This is a genomic window from Phytobacter diazotrophicus (assembly GCF_052061655.1).
In the GTDB taxonomy this organism is placed as follows: domain Bacteria; phylum Pseudomonadota; class Gammaproteobacteria; order Enterobacterales; family Enterobacteriaceae; genus Phytobacter; species Phytobacter diazotrophicus.
Window position 1 is genome coordinate 5,017,935 of the sequence record NZ_CM125428.1, and the last position, 22,596, is coordinate 5,040,530.

A 22,596-nucleotide genomic window follows, 5' to 3' on the forward strand; every position below is an offset into this window, starting at 1 on the left:
CCGGCTATAAGCTGAAATACGTGCGCAATATCACCGATATCGACGACAAAATTATCAAACGCGCCAATGAAAACGGTGAGAACTTTGTGGCGCTGGTCGACCGCATGATCGCCGAAATGCACAAAGATTTTGACGCACTGAATATTGTGCACCCGGACAGCGAGCCGCGTGCGACGCACCATATCCACGAGATCATCGAAATCACTGAACAGCTGATCGCGCGCGGTCACGCCTATGTGGCGGATAACGGCGACGTGATGTTCTCTGTGCCGACGGACCCACACTACGGCCAGCTGTCGCGCCAGGATCTTGACCAGCTGCAGGCGGGCGCTCGCGTGGACGTCGTTGATGTGAAGCGTAACCCGATGGACTTCGTGCTGTGGAAGATGTCCAAGCCGGGCGAGCCGAGCTGGACATCGCCGTGGGGCGAAGGACGTCCGGGCTGGCACATTGAGTGTTCCGCAATGAACTGCAAACAGCTGGGCAACCATTTCGATATTCACGGCGGCGGTTCGGACCTGATGTTCCCGCATCACGAAAACGAAATCGCCCAGTCTACTTGTGCCCATGACGGCGAGTATGTGAACTACTGGATGCACTCCGGCATGGTGATGGTGGATCGCGAGAAGATGTCCAAATCACTGGGCAACTTATTTACTGTGCGCGACGTGTTGAAATATTACGATGCCGAAACCATTCGCTATTTCCTGATGTCCGGTCACTATCGCAGCCAGTTGAACTACAGCGAAGATAACCTCAAGCAGGCACGCTCGGCGCTGGAGCGTCTGTATACCGCGTTGCGCGGCACCGACAAATCTGTCGCGGCGGCCGGTGGCGAGGCGTTCGAAGCGCGCTTTGTCGAGGTGATGAACGATGACTTCAACACCCCGGAAGCCTATTCCGTGCTGTTTGATATGGCGCGTGAAGTGAATCGCCTGAAAGCAGAAGATATGGCGGCGGCGAATGCGCTGGCTTCCCATCTGCGTAAGCTTTCTGGCGTGCTGGGTCTGCTGGAGCAGGAGCCGGATGTCTTCCTGCAAAGCAGCGTAAAGGCGGATGACGGCGAAGTGGCTGAGATTGAAGCCTTGATTCAGCAGCGTCTGGATGCGCGTAAAGCGAAGGACTGGGCGGCGGCAGATGCGGCGCGCGACCGTCTCAATGAGATGGGTATCGTGCTGGAAGATGGCCCGCAGGGGACGACCTGGCGTCGTAAGTATTTTTTTCTTAGGTTTCTGCTTTTCCCCCTCACCCTAACCCTCTCCCTCAAGGGAGAGGGGACCGAACGTGCTCGCATTTTTGGGGGGATCCCTCACAGCAAGGGGAGAGCGGTGCGGATTTGTCCCCCAGACCTTGCCGAGAAAGACACTGCCGGGACAATCCCGCACGGCACTTATCCCTCCTTACCGAACCCCGTTTGCTGAATCAGCATCAACATCGCGCTATTTATCCAGCCGTGGGCGAAGCTCTGCGGCTCGCTGCTGACGTCCACCTGCACGCGCTGCTCCTGGGTGAGTGGCCGGGTCGACGTTCCCTCAATCACCACCCGATACCAGACTGCCGCCGGGCGCAGTTCCTTCGCTGCAAGCGTCGGGTTAAGCGCAACGGGGCCGCCGTGAGGCTGGGCCAGCATCAGGTTTGGCAGGCGTTTTACCGCATCGTGGTCGATAGCGACAATTGTGCCCTGCACTGTCTGCCATTGCCCCTCGACATACACCTTCGCCTTCGCCTGAGGGCGCAGACGCGACAAATCGGTCTCGCTCACCAGCGCTTTCACCCGCCAGTGATACGGATCTACCACGCTGGCGATGCGGGTACCCGGCGACACCCAACTGCCCGCGTGCAGCGTCTGAACCACGTCATGCACCACCCCTTTTTGCGTTGCCAGCAGTTGCAGGCGTTGCAGTTCAACGACGCTGGCCTGTTGCTGAGTGGCATACTGGCGCGCCATCTGCTCGGCGAGCACCTGTTTTGCTGCTCCGTCTTTATTCAGCGCCATCGCGCCACGGGCACTGGCCTGCCAGGCCTGATTCAGCGCCTGCGCCTTTGCTTTTTCATCGCCGGGAAGTGGGGCCACCAGCTCAAAGAGCGTCTGCCCGACGGTGACCGTATCTCCATCTTTTACCCGCACCTTCTCAAGCTGGGCGGCGTACGGGGTATAGACAGGTTGTGCGACGCCCGCCTCCATCACCCCGTGCAGCGACACCTGCCTGGACCAGGGCAAAAACACGGTCAGCCCGAGGGCCAGCAACATGATGCACAGGCGCAGAAGCCGCGCGGGTTTTACTTCCTGGCGACGCATATGCCAGATCCTCAGTTCACGAAACAGGGGGTGCACCACAAACGTGATGATTTCAATAAAAAACAGCACCAGGCCGAGCGCTTTGAAAAACGCGTGATAGACCACCAGCGCGATGCCGATAAACAGCGTCAGGCGATAGATCCAGGTGGCGAAAGCAAACAGGGTCAGAAAGCGGGAAAAGGCGGGCGAAACGTTATCTGGCAGGGGATCGTCCAGCCCCAGCAGATGCCCGCGCATCCAGCGTTTTGCCCAGTTGCCCGCGCGCTCATGCAGCGCCGGATAATCCAGCCAGTCGCTCAGAATGTAATAGCCGTCAAAGCGCATAAACGGGCTGGCGTTAACGGCGACCGTCATTACCCAGGCGGTGGTGGCGAGAAAAAACAGCGCGTTTTTGACGTTTCCTTCCGGCGCAAAGCTCCAGAACAGCGTCGCCCAGCCTGCCAGCATCAGTTCGGCCACGATCCCGGCGCTGGCAATCGCCAGCCGGTGCTGCGAGCGGGACAGCTTCCAGCTCTCTCCGGTATCGGTATAGGCCATCGGCCAGAGCACCAGCAGGGCGACACCCATATGGCCGACGCGCACGCCATGCCGGGTTGCCACAAACGCGTGCCCCAGCTCATGCCAGCATTTCGAGAAAATCAGCGCCACGGCAAACGCCAGCGCGCCGTTCCAGCTAAGCGCCCCGTGCAGCGCTGCCTGTACGCTATCCCACTGGCGAGCCGCCAGCACCAGCCCGCTAAGTGCCGCAAGCAGCGTTACCAGCAAAAAAGGTACGCTGAACAGCCAGCAGACCCAGGGTAAAAAGCGGCGCAGGGCTTTTTCCGGGCGAATCAGCGGCAGGCGAATAAACAGATAGCCATGCAGAATGCGTTTCCACAGCGGGGGGCGAGATTTAAAGCTGCTGTGGCGTAACAACTGCTGCTGTTGCAAAAAACGCAGGAAGAGGGTGACGTCCTCCTCTTCCACCGTCAGCGTGGTTTCCCGGCTGATGGCCTCGGCAATCTGAGGCGCGCTACCCAGCGCCCAGCGGCGAACCATCTCAAATTCCAGCCAGCCAAGGCGGAAAAAGAGGTTACGCACCGGATCTGCCAGATGCCAGGCAGGGGAACCGTCCCGATTATTGCCCGCCGGGTGGATGTGTAATTCATCGCGCAGCGGCGGCAGGGTGGCTGCCGGGGAAAGCGCCGTCATTGGCTGCATATCAGAACCCACACCAGGCGCGGGCGGTCGCCAGTGGACGACGGAAGATAAGATAACCCAGCACGCTCCACTCCCCGGTTACGCGGGCGGTCCCCTGCAGGCCGATACGCGCCAGCGCCGAGGGTTCGCTCAGGGAACCGCGCAGCAGATAGCTGGCGACACCGTTGGGTGCCTCTACGGCTTCATAGCCGGCGTAATCCAGCTGTGCATTCAGTGGGTGCAGCGGGTCGACCTTCAAAAAGACGGTCATGGGGGCGTGCGCATTCAGGTTGGTGGATTCCGCCACCGGTGCCCAGGCGCGGATGCCCAGCCGGGTGGGGTCAGCCAGCAGGCCAATACGCTCGCCCGTTTGCACCGGGCGTCCGGCCCAGTCATCCGGATCGCTATAGACAAACACGCCGCTGCTTTGGGCGCGAATCGACAGTTTTTCCAGCTCTCGTTGCAGGGAGGCTACCTGCACTTTCTGCTCGCGCCATTTGCCCTCAGCCAGCGCCAGCTCGGCCCTGGCATTCTGATCTTCAATCGCCTGCTGGGACGACTGGTGCATGTTGAGCGCGGCGGTGGCAAGTTCTGCCTGGGCAATCGCCAGGCGATTTTTTAAGGTCGTGTCATCCAGTTCTGCCAGCACCTGGCCTGCGGTGACGGCGGTGTTCGGAGCAACCGTCATCCGGCGGATCACGCCGTCGCTGGGGGCGGCAATAACCTCGCTGTTAAGTGAAATCACCTCGGCAGGCACCAGGGTGTATTCGCGAATCGGGATCAGCAAAATGGCGACAAGCAGTACCAGCACGAGGGCAATACGCTTTCGCACGGAGGTTGGCAGCAGGCGCTGCAGGCGCGAAGGCCGCGCCGCCAGCGTCCACCACGCATAACCGTACAGGCTGGCAAGCTGGAGCAGGGTATATTCCGGGCTTTCGACGCTCAGTTGCACCGGCCATGGGGTGTCGCGCGCCAGGATAAGCAGGGCGTGAAGTTGCCCATTCGGCCCGGCCAGCGCCAGAACCCAGACGTGGGCCGGTAGCCACTCATCCCACTCCTGCGCCAGCGATGGGCTGAGCTGGCCTGCGCTGAGCGACATGACCCGCGCCCCTTCCGGCAATGCGGCACACTGCGGCGCGATCGCTTTCGCCACGGCGGCAAGCCACAGGGCATACGGGGTATTGCGGTCGGTATCGCTCAGCCCGGAGTGCGCAACCAGTTGGGCGCGCCCGGTGGCGGTATATTTCAGCAGCGCGGCCTGACGGTAGTCCACCAGCGCCCGCGTTTCGTTACAGATAATAAAGCCCAGCTCTTCCGGGCTGTGTGCGGCTTTGACGCGGCCCATCAGGGCATAGAAGACCGAAGCACTCACGAACGGTTCGCCCCGCTGGCACAGGTCGGCATATCTTGCGGGCAGACCGGCGTCGCGCGCCCGCTCATGCCCGGCAGGATCTCTTTGACGTTATCGACAAACTGGGTTTCGATCTCAATGGTCTGGCTCACCGCATCGACGCGTCCGCTAATGTGCGAGACGGTCATCTGATAGTGCTGGCCATTTTCACCCACCACGGCATCGAAGCGGGCGCCGGTCGTCAGCCAGTTCATCCAGCTTGAAGGCACGTTCAGTCGGGCTTTGCGGTTGCCATTGCCCACCAGATCGATGACCGGCGCGCCTGCGCCAATCCCCTGGCCCTCTTTGACATAGATGCGGGCAATTCGGCCTTCGAAGGGCGCGGTAAAGCGGCACTGTGCCAACTGGGCGTCGAAAATCTTAATCTGGCTGCGGGTCCGGTTGACGTCTGCGGCGGCCAGACCAACCTCCAGCGCCCCTGCTGAGTCCAGCCCCTGCAGCTTGGCTTTGGCCTCGTATTTGATCTGGGCGGCGCTGAATTCCGCCTCCGCCGCGTCTTTACGCGCTTTCAGTTCGCTGCAATCGAGGGTCGCCAGCAGTTTTCCGGCTGCGACGTTATCGCCCAGCTGTACGTTTACCTGCATCACGCGGCCTGCCACCACGCTCGACAGCGGGCTCTCTTTATCGGCCATCACCAGAAAACGCACCTGCGCCGGGCCTTGTTCCACGGCAGCGGTCTCCGGCACGGGCTCGCTGGCGGCGACAGGGGCGCTTTTCTCAACGGCGACCGGTGGTGGGGTTATCTGCGTGGTTACCGTCTCTGTTGTGACGGATTCTGAGGGCGCGGCCGATTCCGTGGCAACTGCGGGTTCCTGAGCGACAGCCGCAGGTGCAGATTCCGGCGTTGCCACGGGTTCCTGTGCGACGGTAGCAGGTTCCGGTTCTGCTGTTGAGGCAGGCGCGGCTGTCGGCTCCGCCACCGCTGGCGCTGCCTGTTCCGTGCTGGTGGCAGAGACCGCCGGAGCCGTATCCTCTGCCAGCGCGCTGGCGCTGAATGCCAGCGCGATGATGGCGCCCATGCGCCAGTCGTAATGACGTCTTTTCATACCTGTACCTGCTTAGGGATTATTGGCCGTCGCCATGGTGGAACCGCCTGCGTACTTATTCAGGTCGGACACCACGGACAGCGCGGCAGCCTCAGCCAGTGCACTCACGGAACGGGTGTTCACGTCATTGGGCAAATAGCTGGTGTAGTGCTGTTTCAGCACCGACGCTCCCTGCGGGTTTACCACGGTGATATCCCACACACCGCGCAACGTATTTTGGGCGTGACCCACATTCAGATTCATCTCCAGGCGATAGCTGTTCGGACCACTGCCCACCACCAGTTGGTTGGTGTTAAGTACGCGGGTGACCGATTGATAAATCACATTTTTATTGACGGCAGCAGGCAGGCGACCAAGGGTCACATTCACCGGATGGCGGGTGACCACCGCATCGGCGCTCTGGGTAAAGACATGTTTTTCTCCGGCGACCAGGCTCTGGTGAATTTGCTGCGACAGGCTGGCGAGATCGGTGTTCTTCACGGTTTCTGGCAGCAGGTCGATCCCCACCGAGTTCAACACGCGGCCATAGGCGGACTGCGCCTGGGCATAAGAAGCGGCCTCCTGGAAGCGCGAGACCACGGAGCGTGCCTGGGTGCGCAGCGACTCCAGTTCGCTGGACAGGGAATTGCTCGCGCTCGCGCGGGAGATACTGGCCAGACGCTGGTCGACGCGGGCGGATTCCTGCGCGATTTGCAGGTCGTAAACTGCCAGCTTGTAGCGTTCAACGGAAACGCGTACCTGGGTCAGGATTGCCATGCTCAGGGCCATACGCCGTGCTTCATCCGTCTGCAGACGGGCGTCGTTGGTGCGGTTGATGGCCGGTGCTCCCAGCAGTTTGAACAGATTCATCGACACGCCCATGCCACCCTGAATCCAGCTGCTGTTGTAGAGATATTGGTTAGAGTCGTAGCTGATGCCACCAAACAGGTTCAGGTTGGGGAACAGCGAGGCAATTTGCCGTTTGGTTTCCAGTACGTCGATGCGGGTTTTGTAATCCTCTTCACGCAGCTCCGGGCGGCGTTCGAGCGCCATTTGCTCCAGGCTATCCAACTGGGTCGGTACCTGCGACAGCGCCGGGTTTGTCACGTCCTGTAATTTGAAGTCGGTGTTCGGCGGCAGATTCAGCAGGGCAGCCAGCTCGCTTTTGGCCATCTGCATTTCCTGGCGCTTCTGGTTTAACAGCGAGACCGCGTCCAGCAGCGCGCGCTGGTATTCCAGCCCTTCAACGGGAGGCAAAATGCCTGCGCGTTCGGCTTCACGGGTTTTATTCAGCGCAATCTGGATGTTTTCCGCCAGCGGCTGGGCTTCATCCAGCAGACGCTGTGCCCCCAGCGCACGCCACCAGGCATCGCGCACCTCCTGTACGATGTTTTGCAGCACTTTGCGGCGGCGTTCTTCGGCGATATTGACGTTATCCGCCTGTTGTTTGGCGCGATAGTAGCTCATCCCGAAATCCAGCACGTCCCAGGAAAGCGTCGCGTCGGCGAGGTAATGGTCGCGCTCCTCAGAGGTGGATGGGCGCAGGCTGACCACCCGGTCTTCGATACCGATACTGGTGCCGCCGGAATCATTGTCGCGCCAGCGATATCCGGCATCGGTCATCAGTTTGGGCAACATATCCTGGCGCGATACATCCAGCAGGCCGCGCGACAGGGCGGTCTCCATCAGTTTCAGGCGGTAGTCGAGGTTGTATTTCAGCGCGCGCGCCATCGCGTCTGACAGGGTCAGCGGGCCGGAAAGCGGCTGCTGATCGCGATACATGTTCAGGCGATCGTTGTTAACGCGTGCGGCGATTTCATCCTGGGTTAAAGGTTCCGGTTTTACGGAGCCACAGCCGCTGAGCAGGACCAGGCAGATCAGGGCGGAAATCCGCGCCATCACCGGCACCGGGCGGGTTGCATTCAGCGATACGGTTGTTGTCGTTATCATCATTATTGTGCTTTTAGTTTCAGGTTAACGAACCGGCGGCCCTGGGCTTCGCCGGTGCAGAATAAACAGTGCGTTTCAAGGGTTAGCGAGTCGATGCGGGACCTCCGACGGTGATCGGCTCCGGCGCCTGCGTGTGGTTACGGGCAAGCTTGTCGATCTGCTCGGCAAGGCCTGGCGCACCGGGACGGGGCGCGCCAGCCGGTATCACAACGACGCCCGGTATCGATATGTTGGCCTGCGGTGGGAGATTCTCGTGGGTGTCGTGTTTCACCACCGGTTTGCCTTTGGTTGCCTCGCCGTGCACCACGCGTTCTTCCTGGATCGCAGGCACGTCGGCAGGGGTCGGTTTGCCCGTGGCTTTCGGGGTGAACGGATTGAAACGGCTGGCCAGTTGCTGTGTCGCGACGTCGTGGTTATCACCTGACGGCGTCGGGCTTCTGAGCAACGTAGTGTTAACCCAACGGGTAAACAGCACCGCGTCTTCCAGCACCGGCGTGGCGTTATCGTTCGCCCCACGGCCCAGTTCGGTCACCTTGCGGTTCAGTTCGACCTCACGGGTGAAGCGGTCGCTGTAAATGCCATAAATGGCGGGCAGAATAAACAGCCCCGGCGTATAGGGTTGGTCGAGGGCGGTCTCTTCCTGCCGACGGTCATGCGGGAAAATCTCGTCGCCCTGTTTTGACAGCGGTGGCGTGGTGCCATGAATCACAATCGACAGACGCGCCTGGCTGGTGTTGCCGTCGGCGTCGGTGAGGGTGTACACGAACACTTCGGTCAGCGTGGAGAGCGGATCGAGGGTGGAAACGCGCAGGTTCATGCGGTCAGCGACGTAGCGATAGTTGCCGTTGGCATCGAGCGTCAGCTCGCCAAATTCACCTTTAAAGGTGCCATTAATGACCCCTTCATGCCCAAGATTCACTGACGAGACGGCGGTTAGCGGCCCGCTGGCGATGGTGCCATCGGCACCGATACGGTCGTTGGCGTACAGATTGCCGGAGACAATTTGCTCGCCGCGATCCTGGTCAATGCTGTTGCTGTCATCCTGCGCGACGGGAACATCGTTGACGATGTTGACCCGCAGCAGCCCCGGCGCCTGTGTCTGCTCGCCGTTAACGCTCAGGGAGATATCTTCCTGGGTGCTGACAAAGCCCGGCTGCGCAATGGCGTGGGAGAGGGTGTAGCGATAATCCAGCTGTGCATGGCCCGCGTCGAGCGTCCGCAGCCCGGTCAGGCTCAGCACGCCGTCCGGGGTGACGATATCGAACGGCTGCGTGGCGCTAAGAGCCGTCAACTGCGCCAGGGTTAGCGTGTGGCCGCCAATGGTCAGGCTTTCCATCGCATCAAGTGAGAGCAGGGAGAGCGTTCCGCTGGTGGTTTGCGTACCGCTGGCGCTGTCGACCAGGCCAGCCTCTTTCACCCAGGCTTCGCCGATGGGGCTCACCAGCAGGTGCAGTTCACTGCTGCTGGTGCCGTCAACGTTACCGTCGCTGATGGTGTAGCTCACGGTGGGCACAAAGCCGGACCAGCCCGTGGCGGGGGTAAAACGATAGCTGCCGTCGCTGTTGACCACTAACGTTCCCGCCCCTTGCAGGTCGATGGTGTCGCCCGGCACATAGTGCACGCCGTCCACGGTGACGCTCGTGACGTGCAGGACATCGTGTTCGGCATCGCTGTCGTTGGCGAGCACATTACCGCTCAGCGGGGTATTGAGCAGTGTGCTGGCCTTATCGGTCATGGCGACCGGCGGGGTGTTGAGAATATCCAGCGTCACCACGGCGGTTTCGCTGACGCCGCCGCTGGTGACGGTATAGGTAAAGGTATCGGTCCCGACATAGCCGTTGTTCGGGGTATAGCGGGCTTTCCCGTCTTCAATCACCACCGTGCCATGCTGCCCGTTGGTCGCGCCGCTGATGACGCGATCCGGGTTGCTAAAGGTGTCGTTTGCCAGCACATCAATGGTCACTGGCGTATTCGCGTGGGTCGAGGCGCTGTCGTCATGGCTATCCATCACCGGGGTGACGCGGATATCCAGCGTCGCGGTGACGGTCCCGTTACTGCGCCCGTCGCTTAGCGAATAAATCACCTGCGGTACGTCGCCGTGCCAGTCGGCAACCGGCACGAAATGGTAGCTGCCATCACTGTTGATGGTAAGCGTGCCGCTGCCTGCGAGGGTGGCGGTATCCCCTGCTTGATAGTGCAGTCCACCGACGCTGAACCCGGTGATTGTCAGAGGATCGCCCTCCGCGTCGTGGTCATTATTCAGCAGATTTGGCCCGCTTATCGGCGTGTCTTCCGGCGTGGTGACCTGTTCACTTTGCGTGACCGGTGCGGCGTTGGTTAGCGTGACCGTCACGGAGGTGGTTTCGCTGACGCCGCCGCTGGTCACGGTATAGCTAAAGGTGTCGTTACCGACATAGCCGCCCGTTGGGGTGTAGACAACCTGCCCATTGTTGATGGTCACGGTGCCGTACTGCCCGTTAGTCGTCGCGCTAAGTGTACGATCCGGGTTACTGAACGTATCGTTACCGAGCACGTCAATGACTACCGGCACGCCTGCGTGGGTGGTGGCGCTGTCCGGATTGGCATCGGCGACCGGGGTGACGGTGATAGTCAACGTGGCGGTACTTTCGCCGTTATTGCGTCCGTCAGAGACGGTCCAGGTGATTGGCGAAACATCACCATGCCAGTCAGCGATCGGAGTGAACAGGTAGCTGCCATCGCTGTTCATCACCAGCGAGCCCTGGCCCACGAGAATGGCCGTGTCGCCCGGATGATAATCCTGGCCCGCCACCTGGAAGCCGGTGAGGGTCAGCGGGTCGCCGTCCGGATCGCGCGCGTTTGCCAGCAGGTTTTGCCCGGCAAGCGGCGTATCTTCCGGCGTGCTGACATGCGCAGAGGCCAGCTCCGGTGCGGCATTAACTAGCGTCACGGTGACCGTTGCGCTTTCTGCGATACCGCCGCTGGTGACCGTATAGGTGAAGGTATCACTGCCGACATATGCCGGGTCCGTTGGGGTATAGACCGGTTTACCGTTTTGTAGCGTCACCGTCCCGTGCTGGCCGTCGGTGGTGGCGGTAATGGCTTTGTCGCTGTTGCTGAACGTGTCGTTATTCAGCGCATCAATGCTGACCGGTACGCCAGAGTGGGTGCTGACGGCATCATCAAATGCGTCAATGACCGGCAGAACGCGGATATCCAGCGTGGTGGTACGCGTACCGTTGGTGTGGCCGTCGGTCACCTCATAGGTCACCTGTGGAACCCCGCCGTTCCAGTCGGCAACCGGGGTAAACAGGTAGCTGCCGTCGCGGTTAATGGTCAGCGTACCTTTCCCGCTGAGGGTGGCGGTTTCGCCTGCCAGATAGTGCTGCCCGTCGACGCTAAACCCGCTCAGGGTGAGCGCGTCGCCATCGGCATCATAATCGTTCGCCAGCAGGTTCGGGCCGCTCAGCGGGGTATCTTCCGGTGTCGTCAACTGCTCGCCCGTCAGTACCGGTGGGGTGTTGCTTATCGTCACCGTGACGGTGGCGGTTTCGGTGATACCACCGCTGGTAACGGTATAGGTAAAGGTGTCGGTTCCCAGATAGTTCGGATCGGTGGGGGTATAGACCACTTTGCCTGTGCTGATAGTGACCGTGCCTTGCTGGCCCTGTGTTACGGCGCTTAGGGTTTTATCGGCGTTACTAAAGGTGTCGTTACCCAGAACGTCGATAGTGACCGGCACACCCGCATGGGTGCTGGCGCTGTCGTCAATGGCATCGGCAACCGGTAGAACATGAATATCCAGAGTTGCGCTGCTAAAACCGTTGCTTCGCCCGTCGGAGACGGTCCAGGTCACCTGCGGCACGTCGCCGTTCCAGTCGGCAACCGGGGTAAAGAGATAGTGCCCGTCGCTGTGAATCACCAGCGTGCCTTTACCGCTAATCAGCGCCGTTTCGCCCGGATTGTAGCTGTGTCCGTCAACGCTAAAGCCTGTGACGCTGAGGGCGTCGTTATCCGCATCGCTGGCATGGGCCAGCAGGCCGCTGCTGCCAGAACCAGAAAACGCAGTATCTTCCGGTGTGCTGACATGTTCGCCGCTAAGCTGTGGCGCGCTGTTGGTCAGGGTCACCGTGACGGTGGCCGTTTCGGTGACGCCGCCGCTGGTCACCGTGTAGGTGAAGGTGTCGCTGCCGACATAGCCTGCGTCGCTCGGGGTGTAAACCACCTTGCCGTTTTGGATAGCCACCGAACCGTGCTGGCCTGGGGTGACGGCGGTAATGGTGTTATCCGCATTGCTGAAACTGTCGTTTGCCCGCACATCAATGGTGACCGGGGTGCCCGCGTGGGTGCTGGCCGTATCATCGAACGCGTCAGTCACCGGCGTGACGGTAATATCCAGCGTCGCGCTGCGCTCGCCGTTACTGCGTCCGTCGCTGACCGTGTAAGTAACCTGCGGTGCGCTGCCGTTCCAGTCGGCAACCGGGGTGAACAGATAGCTGCCGTCACTGTTAATGGTCAGCGTTCCGCGACCGCTCAGGGTGGCGGTTTCGCCGGGGTGATAGTTCTGACCGCCCACGCTAAAGCCGGTAATGGTGAGCGGATCGCCTTCCGGGTCGTGGTCGTTAGCGAGCAGATTCGGTACTGCCAGCGGGGTGTCTTCTGGTGTAGAGACATGCTCGCCCGTTAAAACCGGCGCGGCATTGGTCAGGGTCACCACCACCGTCGCGGTTTCAGCGATGCCACCGCTGGTTACCGTATAGGTGAAGGCGTCGCTGCCGACATAGCTGGCATCCGTCGGGGTATAAACGACGCGACCATTTTCGATCGCCACCGTGCCGTACTGGCCGTTCGTGGTGGCGGTAATGGTTTTATCGCTGTTGCTGAACGAGTCGTTTGCCAGCACATCAATGGTCACGGGGGTGCCGGCGTGGGTGGTGGCGCTGTCGTTAACCGCATCGGCAACCGGCAGCACAGCGATATCCAGCGTGGTGCTGCGTTCGCCATTGGTCCGCCCGTCGGTCACGCTATAGGTCACCTGCGGCAGTGCGCCGTTCCAGTCGGCAACCGGGGTAAACAGGTAACTGCCGTCGCTGTTGATGGTCAGCGTGCCTTTCCCGCTCAACGTGGCGGTGTCGCCAGCCAGATAATGCTGCCCGTCGACGCTAAACCCGGTAAGCGTAAGCGTGTCGCCCTCGGCGTCGGTGTCATTTGCCAGCAGGTTTGGCCCGCTTACCGGCGTATCTTCTGGCGTCGTGACATGCTCGTCCGTTAAAACCGGCGCGCTGTTGGTCATCGTCACCGTGACGGTCGCACTTTCTTCAACTCCGCCGCTGCGTACGGTGTAGGTGAAGGTATCCGTGCCGACATAGCGGGAATCGGCAGGCGTATAGATGACCTGGCCATTGTGAATAACAACCGCGCCGTGCTGGCCGTCGGTGGTGGCTAGCAGGGTTTTGTCGGCATTGCTGAACGTATCGTTACCCAGCACATCAATGGTCACCGGTACGCCCGAGTGGGTTGTTGCGCTGTCATCACGGGCATCGGCAACCGGTGTCACGGTGATATTCAGCGTGGCGCTGGTGCTGCCGTTTGTTCGCCCGTCGCTGACCGTAAAGATCACCTGTGGAGCCGTGCCATTCCAGTCGGCAACCGGGGTAAAGCGGTAGCTGCCATCGCTGTTGATGGTAAGTTCACCCACGCCCGCCAGCGTTGCCTGGGTGCCTGCGCTCCAGGTCTGGCTGCCAACGCTAAAGTCGCTAACCGTGAGTGCGTCGTGCTCGCTGTCGGTGGCGTTATGCAGTAATCCACTGGCGGCGGTAACGACAAGCGGGGTGTCCTCGGCGGTGGTGGCCGCTAAGTCGGGTACCGCCGGGGCGCTGTTGGTCAGCGTCACGGTAACGTGGGTGGTTTCGTTAACCCCACCGCTGGTGACCGTGTAGGTAAAGGTGTCGGTGCCAACATAGCCTGCGTCAGACGGGGTATAAACCAGCTGACCGTTCTGCATCGCCACCGTGCCGTGCTGACCGTCCGTGGTGGCGGTAATGGCTTTGTCGCTGTTGCTAAAGGTGTCGTTTGCCAGCACATCAATGGTTACCGGTGTCCCGGCATGGGTGCTGGCGCTGTCCGCAGTGGCGTCAACCACCGGGGTGACGCTGAGATCCAGCGTGGTGGTGCTGTCGCCGTGGATCAGCCCGTCTGAAACGGTGTAGGTCACCTGCGGCAGTGCGCCGTTCCAGTCGGCAACCGGGGTAAACAGGTAGCTGCCATCGCTGTTGATGGTCAACGTGCCTTTCCCGGCAAGGGTTGCCGTGTCGCCTGCGTTGTAGTCGTGCCCGTCAACGCTAAACCTGGTCACGCTAATGGCGTCGTTATCCGGATCGCTGGCGTGTGCCAGTAACCCGGTGCTGCCCGCACCCGCCAGCGGCGTGTCTTCCGGCGTTGTGGCCTGTTCCGGGGTGAGTTCCGGGGCGCTGTTGCCCACCGTCACCGTGACGGTCGCCGTTTCGTTAATGCCACCGCTGGTCACCGTATAGGTGAAGGTATCGGTGCCGATAAAGGTCGGGTCGGTCGGTGTATAAACGACCTTGCCACTCTGGATCGCCACCGTGCCGTTTTGCCCGTCGGTGGTGGCGGTAATCGCTTTATCGGCATTGCTGAACGTGTCATTTGCCAGCACGTCAATGGTCACCGGTACGCCCGCATGGGTGCTGGCGGTGTCATTGTGCGCATCGGCTACCGGCGTGACGCTCAAGGTCAGAATGGCACTGGTGGTGCCGTTGGAACGCCCGTCTGTGACGGTATAGGTCACCTGCGGCAGCGCACCGTTCCAGTCCGCGACAGGCGTAAAGCGGTAGCTGCCGTCACTGTTGATCGTCAGCGATCCCTTACCGCTGAGATCCGCACGATCCCCCGCGTTATAGCGCTGTCCGTTGACCGTGAAATCCACCACCGTAAGCGTGTCATTGTCGCTGTCCGTCGCAGTGAAAAGCAGGCCGTTACTGGCGGTGCCGACAAGCGCGGTATCTTCCGGGGTCGTGAGCTGGCGGTCCGCAACGACCGGCGCGCTGTTGGTCATGGTGACGCTAACCGTCGCAGTTTCGGCAATGCCGCCGCTGGTAACCGTATAGGTAAAGGTGTCGCTGCCGACGTAGCTGGCATCCGTCGGGGTATAGATGACTTTGCCACTCTGAATGGTGACCGTACCGTGCTGGCCGTCGGTGGTGGCAGTCAGCGTTTTATTGCTGTTGCTAAAGGTGTCGTTACTCAGCACGTCGATGGTGACAGGCACACCGGCGTGAGTGGTGGCGCTGTCATCGTGGATATCGACCACCGGGGTGACGGTGATATCCAGCGTGGCGGTGGTCAGTCCGTTGCTGCGCCCGTCCGAAACGGTATAGGTGACCTGTGGCACGCTGCCGTTCCAGTCCGCCACCGGGGTGAAGGTGTAGCTGCCATCGCTGTTGATAACCAGCGTGCCTTTCCCGGTAATCGTTCCGGTGACGCCCGCGCTCCAGGTATGGCCGTCAGCGCTAAAACTGACAACGGAGAGGGGGTCGCCATCCGGATCGCTGTCGTTGATTAATAGCCCGCTGGTGGCCGGGCGCGACAAGACGGTGTCTTCCGCCGTCGTGACCTGTTCGCCCTGAGTGACCGGGGCGTTGTTGGTCATGGTAACGGTCACCGTGCCGGTTTCGGTCACGCCGCTGCTGCTCACGGTATAGGTAAAGGTATCCGTGCCGACGTAGCCCGTTGTTGGGGTATAGATGACTTTACCGCTGACAATCGTCGTGGTGCCGTGCAGACCACTGGTGGTGGCGCTGAGGTAGCGATCCGGGTTGCTGAACGTATCGTTAGCCAATACGTCGATAGTGACCGCCACCCCCGCATGGGTGGTGGCGGTATCTGCGTGAGTGTCGGCTACCGGGGTGACGGTGATATCGAGCGTCGTGGTTACCGCGCCGTTGGTGCGTCCGTCGCTCACCGTATAGGTGACCTGCGGTACGGTGCCATTCCAGTCGGGAAGCGGGGTAAAGGTATAGCTGCCGTTGGCGTTAACCACCAGCGTTCCTTTCCCGGCAATGGTCGCCGTATCCCCTGCGTTATAGGTTTGGCTGCCAATTTTGAAGGTGGTGACGGTCAGCGTATCGCCATCGGGATCGCTGTCGTTATACAAAAGCCCGGTGGTGCCTGAACCGCTTAGGCTATTGTCTTCGGCGACCGACACATGTTCGCTGGCAACGACCGGTGCGCTGTTGGTCATGGTGATGGTCACGGTGGCGATTTCGTTCACGCCGCCGCTGGTCACGGTGTAGGTAAAGGTATCGCTGCCGACATAGCTGCTATTGTTCGGCGTATACAGCACTTTGCCATCGACAATACTGACTGACCCGCGCGCGCCCTGGGTGACTGATGTCAGCGTTTTATCGCTGTTGCTAAAGGTATCGTTGGCCATCACATCCACGGTGACCGGGGTACCGGAGTGGGTTGAGGCAGCATCGTTTTTGGCATCCGCGACGGCAGTGATAGTGAGCGTGACGGTTTGCGCATTACTCCAGTGGCTGGTATCGCCCTGGTTAATGGCACTTTGCAGATCCTGTACCGCATACAGTGTTGTCACCCCCGCATCGGCGGTGGTACTGGTATCGGCGGCGTGAAGGGTCAGCCCGCCCGGTACCGTGCCGTTGTAGTCGGCCAGGGGCACAAAACGCAGCTGCGAGGTGGTTTTTAACACCAGCGCATTGCTGTCGCTGTAGTCGGTGCCCAGGCTCTGCCAGGTGCTGCCATCGGTGGAGTATTCCCAGTGGCCCAGGCTGGTACTGGTGTTGTTGCCGGTGATCGCCACAAAGCCCGCCGCACCGCTGGCGTTGCCACCGCCGCTGATGGCGCTCTGGTTGTCGGTGTCGTCATTGTATTTTCCGCTCAACAGTGAACCGAGCGTCACCGCCTGCGGAGTATCTTCCACCATGGTCACCGGCATGCTGCCAGTGAGCACCGGGCGATCGTTGACCCCGGTGATGCTGGTGGAAAGCGTGACCGTTCTGGCGCTGTAGCGCGACGTGCCGCCGTTGGTGGCCGTCGACGTGACCAGCCCGCTGGTCGGCGTTGCTGTGGTGCTTGTCGTGTCGTTGTTGCTGTTAGTTTCCACCAGCCGCACGGTCAGCGCCGCCGGGGTGCCAAAGAAATTGGCCGCCGGGACAAAGCGCACGCGGGCGGTTTTATCCAGCAGCAGAGAACTGGCGTCGGTGCGGGTGCCGATGGCGGTCCAGGTGCTGCCACCGTCGGTGGAGTATTGCCAGCTTCCCTGGGCGCTGTTAGTCGTCAGGCTATTAATCGCGACACCCCAGAATGAATCTGAGGATGTACCACCGCTGGCTCCGATAGCCGAGTTATCAACGTTGTCCGCCGTGTCCTGGAAGTAGCTGCCAAACAAATTGTCGACCGTGTCTCCAACGATGGTCGCGTCTGCGCTGTCTTCACTGATGGGGGCAAGGGTCTGCGGTGTGGTTTTGGTTAACCCTGGCGCATCGTTAACCGGCACAACGGTGACCGTGAAGGTGCGGGTGGTGATCAGCGCGGCAGAGGTGGCATCGGCATAGCTGATGTCACCTGGGTTACTGCCCGGATCGTTACTGTCTCCGTCCAGCGTTGACGGGCGGCTACCGTGGTTGCCGTTATCATTGACCACCACCGTTACGCTAAAGCTGCCGTTCCAGTCGGTGGCCGCTACGCCTGTGGTCGTCGGGAGCTGCACCGTCAGGTTTGCCAGCCGCGCGTTCAGTTCGCTGAGGGTGCCGGAGAGCGCCAGCGTCTGGTGACCGGAAGCATCGGTGGTGACCACATCGCCGCTGTTCAGCCCGCTAAAGGTAAAGCCAGAGGGCAGGGTGATTGTCGCCTGCAACGTGGCGACATCGGCATCCGGATCGGCCACGGCGATGGCCGGGAGTTTCACCCTCGCCACGCCTTCTGAGACGTTACTATCGGTGACGGTAATGGTCGCCGGATCGTTAATGCTGCTGGGGAAAATGGTGCGCGCGGCAATGGCGACGTTTTGCGTCAGGCCTGCGGGCAGCGCTGCATACGGGTCAATCACGGTGGTGGGCACGGTTTGCGTGCCGTTGCCGTTGGCATCGTTTTCACCGCCGTTGGCATTGCCTGCGCTAAGCAGCGCCCCGGTGGTGAGATCGCGCATACGGTCATCAGCAATGACTTCAACATGCCAGGCTTTGTCGGCGTTTTCCACGCCGCTGCCGGTCATTGAAACCTGCAAATCGGCCAGATACGCATTCACCTGGGCCAGCGTACCGCGGATCACCAGGGCGTCTTTATTGCCATCGAAGGTCGTGTCGAGGGTTACGCCGGACTGAGTATTGCCAGAGTTGATAATGATGCTGGAGACGCTGCCATTATTGTAAAACGCGGCGGCGAGCGGGGTACCGTCGGTGTCGGTGATACGCACCGTCACCTGCATAAAGTCGCTTTCGCCGTCGGCAATGTCGCCGCCGTCGGTATAGTCGGGATCGCTGATAACAAAACCGCTGACCGCGTTGCCGTTTGTCACGCCCCGATCGCTGTTGAGATAGGCGGTGGACGAATCGGCGCTAACCGTTGGGGCATCGTTAACCGGCACGATAGTGACATCCAGCGTTGCATCGGCAGGGTTGGCACCCCCGGCGGTATCACCAATGTGCGAACCGCCGTCATCCAGGTGCAACGTCACGGTGACATCGCCTGGTGCAGCGCCGTTGAGATCGTGGTTAGTGTTCAACGGGCTGGTCCAGGTCAGCCCCAGCGTCGTGTCGTTAAGCAGGGCCTGAATGTCGCTGGCCCGCCCGGTCAAAACCAGCGTACCGGTATCATCACCGCTGATGGTCACTTGCTGGCTACCCGTCGCACTCGGGGTGACGCTTTCCTGTGTGCCGCTGCCGCCGATACCCAGCGTACCCTCGGCAACGGTGATGGTCACGGTGACCGGGGTACCAAAGCTGGTGGATTCCACATCGCTAAGGGTGATGTTGCCGCCGATAAAGGTGGCCTGATCTTCCAGCGCCGTGCGGGCCGGTGTGGTGATGGTCAGGGTGCCGGGATCGTTAATGGTTGAGGCGCGAACCCAGACCGAGGCCATGCTGATGTTGCCCTTGTCTGCCTCGGCAACGGTGGTACTGCTGTACCAGTTATATTCAGTGCTGCTGATCGTGCCCGGCTGACTTTTGCCCGGCGTATTCGACTGGTTTTCGCTACCGCCGTTTGCCCCTCCCACTAATGCGCCGCTGGCATCGCGCAGGCGGTCATCGGCAATCACCTGTACCTGATAAAGTGTGTTGCGATCTCCGGTGAAGGTGACCGTTAATCCAGCAAGGGCGGCGTTCACCTGGGCATACGTACCGCTCAGCACCAGATAATCGTTCTGGCCGCTGTGGGTGATGGCCGTTGCCGCACCGCTGCTGGAGTCATAGCCTAGGGTGACGCCCGTGTAATCGGTGAGGGCGTTACCGCTGCGATCCAGCAGGCGAACGGTAACCTGCAAATAGTCGGTTTCCCCCGTAATTATCGCCGTGAGGTCAGGGTCGCTGACCGAAAAGCCCGTGATGTGGTTATTGGCCGGGTTCTCACTGGTGATGTTGTGCACGCCAGACGGGGCCGAGACAATCGGCGCATCGTTGGTGGGCAGGGTGTAAATCCAGAATTCGTTGCCGCTCTGCTCTTTGTCACCGTCGGAAAGACGGAAGGTGAACTTGTCGTCCGGGGTGTTGGGCGTACTGGTTTCGCTGCGGCCACTGCCTTCGCTGCCATCACTCAGGTAGTAGATATGCCCGTCGATCACATCCTGCTGGGTAAAGGAACCCCCGGCACCAATAATGCTGAAATGTACGCCATCGGTAGAGTAAGCCAGGTTGCCATGCGCAGGGGCAGAGGTGATGGTGTATTGCACCTGGCGTGCGCTGCTGTCGGAGTCATAGGCCTGTAGCAGGGCGCTGGTGATTTGTTGATAGCTGCCTTCTTTGACATACAGCGGGTTGTTTTCCGGAGCCCCGCCAATGATGTTCGGCGAATTGGGCTGAATAACCGGGTCGGCGAGCGTCGGGTTTTTGGCAATCTGCGGCGCATCGTTGACGTTGGTTATCTGAATCGTCACCTTCCCGCTGCTTGCAGAGCGTGCGCTCCAGCGGTCAATCGCGGTAACGGTAAAGTCGGTTTTGCGTACCTCTGAGCCGTCGTTCACGAAACGCAGGCCGGTGGTGTTGGTGCTGGCGGTAAGCAGCGCCGCATCCAGCGTCATGCCGACCGTGACATCTTTCCAGGCGCTGCCGTCATAATATTGCAGCGTGCCGCCTGTCGGCAGGCTGTCGATTTCAAATTTCAGCGGCGTGCCACCGCCCGCGCCGTTGTTATAGGCGTAGTTATCCACGCCATCACGCAGGGTGGCGCTGCTTTCAAGATCGCTGCCGCTGTTGGCATCATCCGGATCGCTGATGCTCAGTTGCCCGGTGGTGATGTAAGCCGTTTCCCCTTCCGCGATCACGGTCGTCGAGGAACCGGTCACCACCGGCAAATCGTTGACTGGCGTGACATAAATATTGAGCGTTGGGGTCCAGATATCCTGAGTGATATAGCCGTTTTGATCGGTTTTCGTCAGCCCTGCTGACACCGCAAACTGGGCGGCAAAGAAGAACGTCTCGCCACCGTCATGCTGAAAACGGATATTCCCGGCATCAAGATCTGCCTGAATAAAGGTGCCGTAGGCCCCTACGGTAACCCAGTTGCCGCTGCTGTCTTTACGCTGAATCTCGCCGCCTGTCGCCCCATTCGAAAAGCCGAGGAAGGTGTAGACCACCTGCGAAGGATCAACGTCCGTCGCGGTGTAGCTCATGCCCGCAACGGCGGAGAAATCACCGTTTGTGCCGTTAAGGGTGACGCTACCGCCTTCATTGAGCTGCCCGCGGCTGTCGCCCGTGGTGAAAACCGCGCCTGCCCAACTGGAGTCACTGTGGGCAATTTGCGGATCACTGGTGGGCAGCGTGCCAATACCACTGCCGTTGGCGAACTGCACGAGACCCAGGGTAAACGTGAAACGGGTTAGCGTTTGCGTTCCTGGGTCATAAATGCCCCCGGCACGGTTGTAGCGGCTGCCGTCATCGTTCCAGCGCAGCGCCATGGTGTTATCGACGAGAACGAAGTTAAAGCTGTCGGTTTGGCCTGCGGTACTGGCCCCGGCGTACTGCACGTATTGCACCTTACCCGCGAGGATATCCGCCATGGTAAAGGTGCCGCCGTTATTGAGGATTTTACCGTTGAGCGTCAGATAACCATGAGTCAGCCCCGAGTTATCGGTGATAAAGCTCAGATGGTTATTGCCTGAATCCACATCGCTGGCAGACAGCATGTCGGCGGTGAGCGTGACAGCGGTAGTGCCTGTTGATGGCACGTCGGCATTCGGCGTTCTGCCATTGCCAGTGAAGGTTGGATCGTCGTCAACATCCTGCACGCGCAGGGTGATGACGCCATCACTATTCCCCGGGACGCCAGTGCCACCCCCCTGGTCAGTGACGCGCACGCCAAAGCTGTCCTGGCCCTGGTTTTCGCTGCCGTCATTTTTATAAGTCAGCAGGCTGCGATCGGCATAATCAAAGGTCTGGCCGACGGTCACTTCCACGCCGTTGTAGTACAGCGTGCCGTGGGTCGGCAGTGACGTAATGGCAATGGTCAGGATTGTATCCTGCGGATCGCCGCCGGTGCTGGCGACGATATACTGCCCGACATTGCCGGTATCGACCGCGTTAGCCGGCTGGCCTTCATAGACAAGACCGCTACCGCCTACCGACGGCAACTGGTTCAGCGGCGCAATATCCAGCGTGATGTGCACCGTGCCCGAAAGATCTTTCGGCGTAGCGCCGTCGTTGACGACCGCCACAAAACCATCGGCAGTGTTCTGATCGGCCCCGGTTGCCGTGTGGACGTAAACCAGGCTGCCGTTAATGACATCTTCCTGGGTGAAGACGGAGCCAATCCCCAGGCGGTCGCCGTCCAGCGTCAGGTAGCCGTACTTCGGCAATTCGGTTAAGCCATACACGATTTGCACCGGGAACTGTGTCCCCGCACTGACCTCCGGGTCGACAGCGAACAGCGTGGTGTCGGTGATCGCCGTGCTGCCGATTTCGGCGACGGTCTGGTGGTTATCGGCGACGGTGACCGGGTCGTTCGACGGGGTGACCGTAATATCCATCGAACCGCTGGCATCACCGGATTCACTGCTGACGTGGACATCAAGCTGGCTGGTGGCGGCGTTATTGCCAAGCTCCACATCCGCCGCTTTGAATGTCAGGCTATTCAGCCACGCCTGCGCTTCATCTGCCGTGCCGGTCATGGTGAGAATGGTACCGCTACTTTGCCCGTCGCTTAAGGTGCCGATGGTGCTGTCGCGCAGGGTGGCGGTGACGGTCACGCTGCTGTCTGTCGCGCTGATTTGCCAGTCGCTGAGCTGTGCGGCATCTGCGCCTGCGGCATTCAGGGTGCTGGGTTCAATGACGGAGATGCCTTTTATGGGCGCGGTCAGGTCGGGTGCGGCGGCCGGAACGGTGATATCGGCAATGCGCGTTTGCTCAGCGATGCTGGCATGGTGGACCAGATCGCTGGCGGTATCATTATGTGCGGCGGTTTCAGCTAACGCGGCGCCATCAAAAAGTTGGCGAGATTCAAGCGCAAAACGATGGGCGCGGGGCCGTAGACTCCGATTTTTTATACGCGTCATAAATTAC

The 22,596-nt window shown here is 60.5% G+C and carries 5 protein-coding genes and 1 pseudogene; 1 reads left to right on the forward strand and 5 read right to left on the reverse strand.

All coding sequences use genetic code 11. The annotated features are described in order from the left end of the window. Positions 1-2 precede the first annotated feature (2 nt). Positions 3-1,214: pseudogene (cysS, locus tag ACS0RQ_RS24345) on the forward strand (cysteine--tRNA ligase); the annotation flags it as partial. A gap of 176 nt (positions 1,215-1,390) precedes the next feature. On the opposite strand, the gene ACS0RQ_RS24350 reads toward cysS, so the two are convergent. From ACS0RQ_RS24350 to ACS0RQ_RS24370, 5 genes are all read right to left on the reverse strand, one after another. Continuing rightward, positions 1,391-3,499 carry a site-2 protease family protein gene (locus ACS0RQ_RS24350; RefSeq protein ID WP_049005802.1) on the reverse strand — a complete coding sequence of 703 codons (2,109 nt, stop codon included), beginning with the start codon at positions 3,497-3,499 and terminating at the stop codon, positions 1,391-1,393. 1 nt (position 3,500) lies between these two features. Next, positions 3,501-4,850, reverse strand: coding sequence for an efflux RND transporter periplasmic adaptor subunit (locus ACS0RQ_RS24355; protein ID WP_049005804.1), 1,350 nt, complete (start codon positions 4,848-4,850; stop codon positions 3,501-3,503). Next, positions 4,847-5,935, reverse strand: coding sequence for an efflux RND transporter periplasmic adaptor subunit (locus ACS0RQ_RS24360; protein WP_239664021.1), 1,089 nt, complete (start codon positions 5,933-5,935; stop codon positions 4,847-4,849). Before ACS0RQ_RS24360 ends, ACS0RQ_RS24355 begins: the two co-directional genes overlap by 4 nt. A 12-nt stretch (positions 5,936-5,947) precedes the next feature. After that, positions 5,948-7,867, reverse strand: a complete 1,920-nt coding sequence (locus ACS0RQ_RS24365) for a TolC family protein (protein WP_049005806.1) — start codon at positions 7,865-7,867, stop codon at positions 5,948-5,950. Positions 7,868-7,946: 79 nt separating this feature from the next. After that, positions 7,947-22,589, reverse strand: a complete 14,643-nt coding sequence (locus ACS0RQ_RS24370) for a cadherin-like domain-containing protein (RefSeq protein ID WP_334632418.1) — start codon at positions 22,587-22,589, stop codon at positions 7,947-7,949. Positions 22,590-22,596 lie beyond the last annotated feature (7 nt).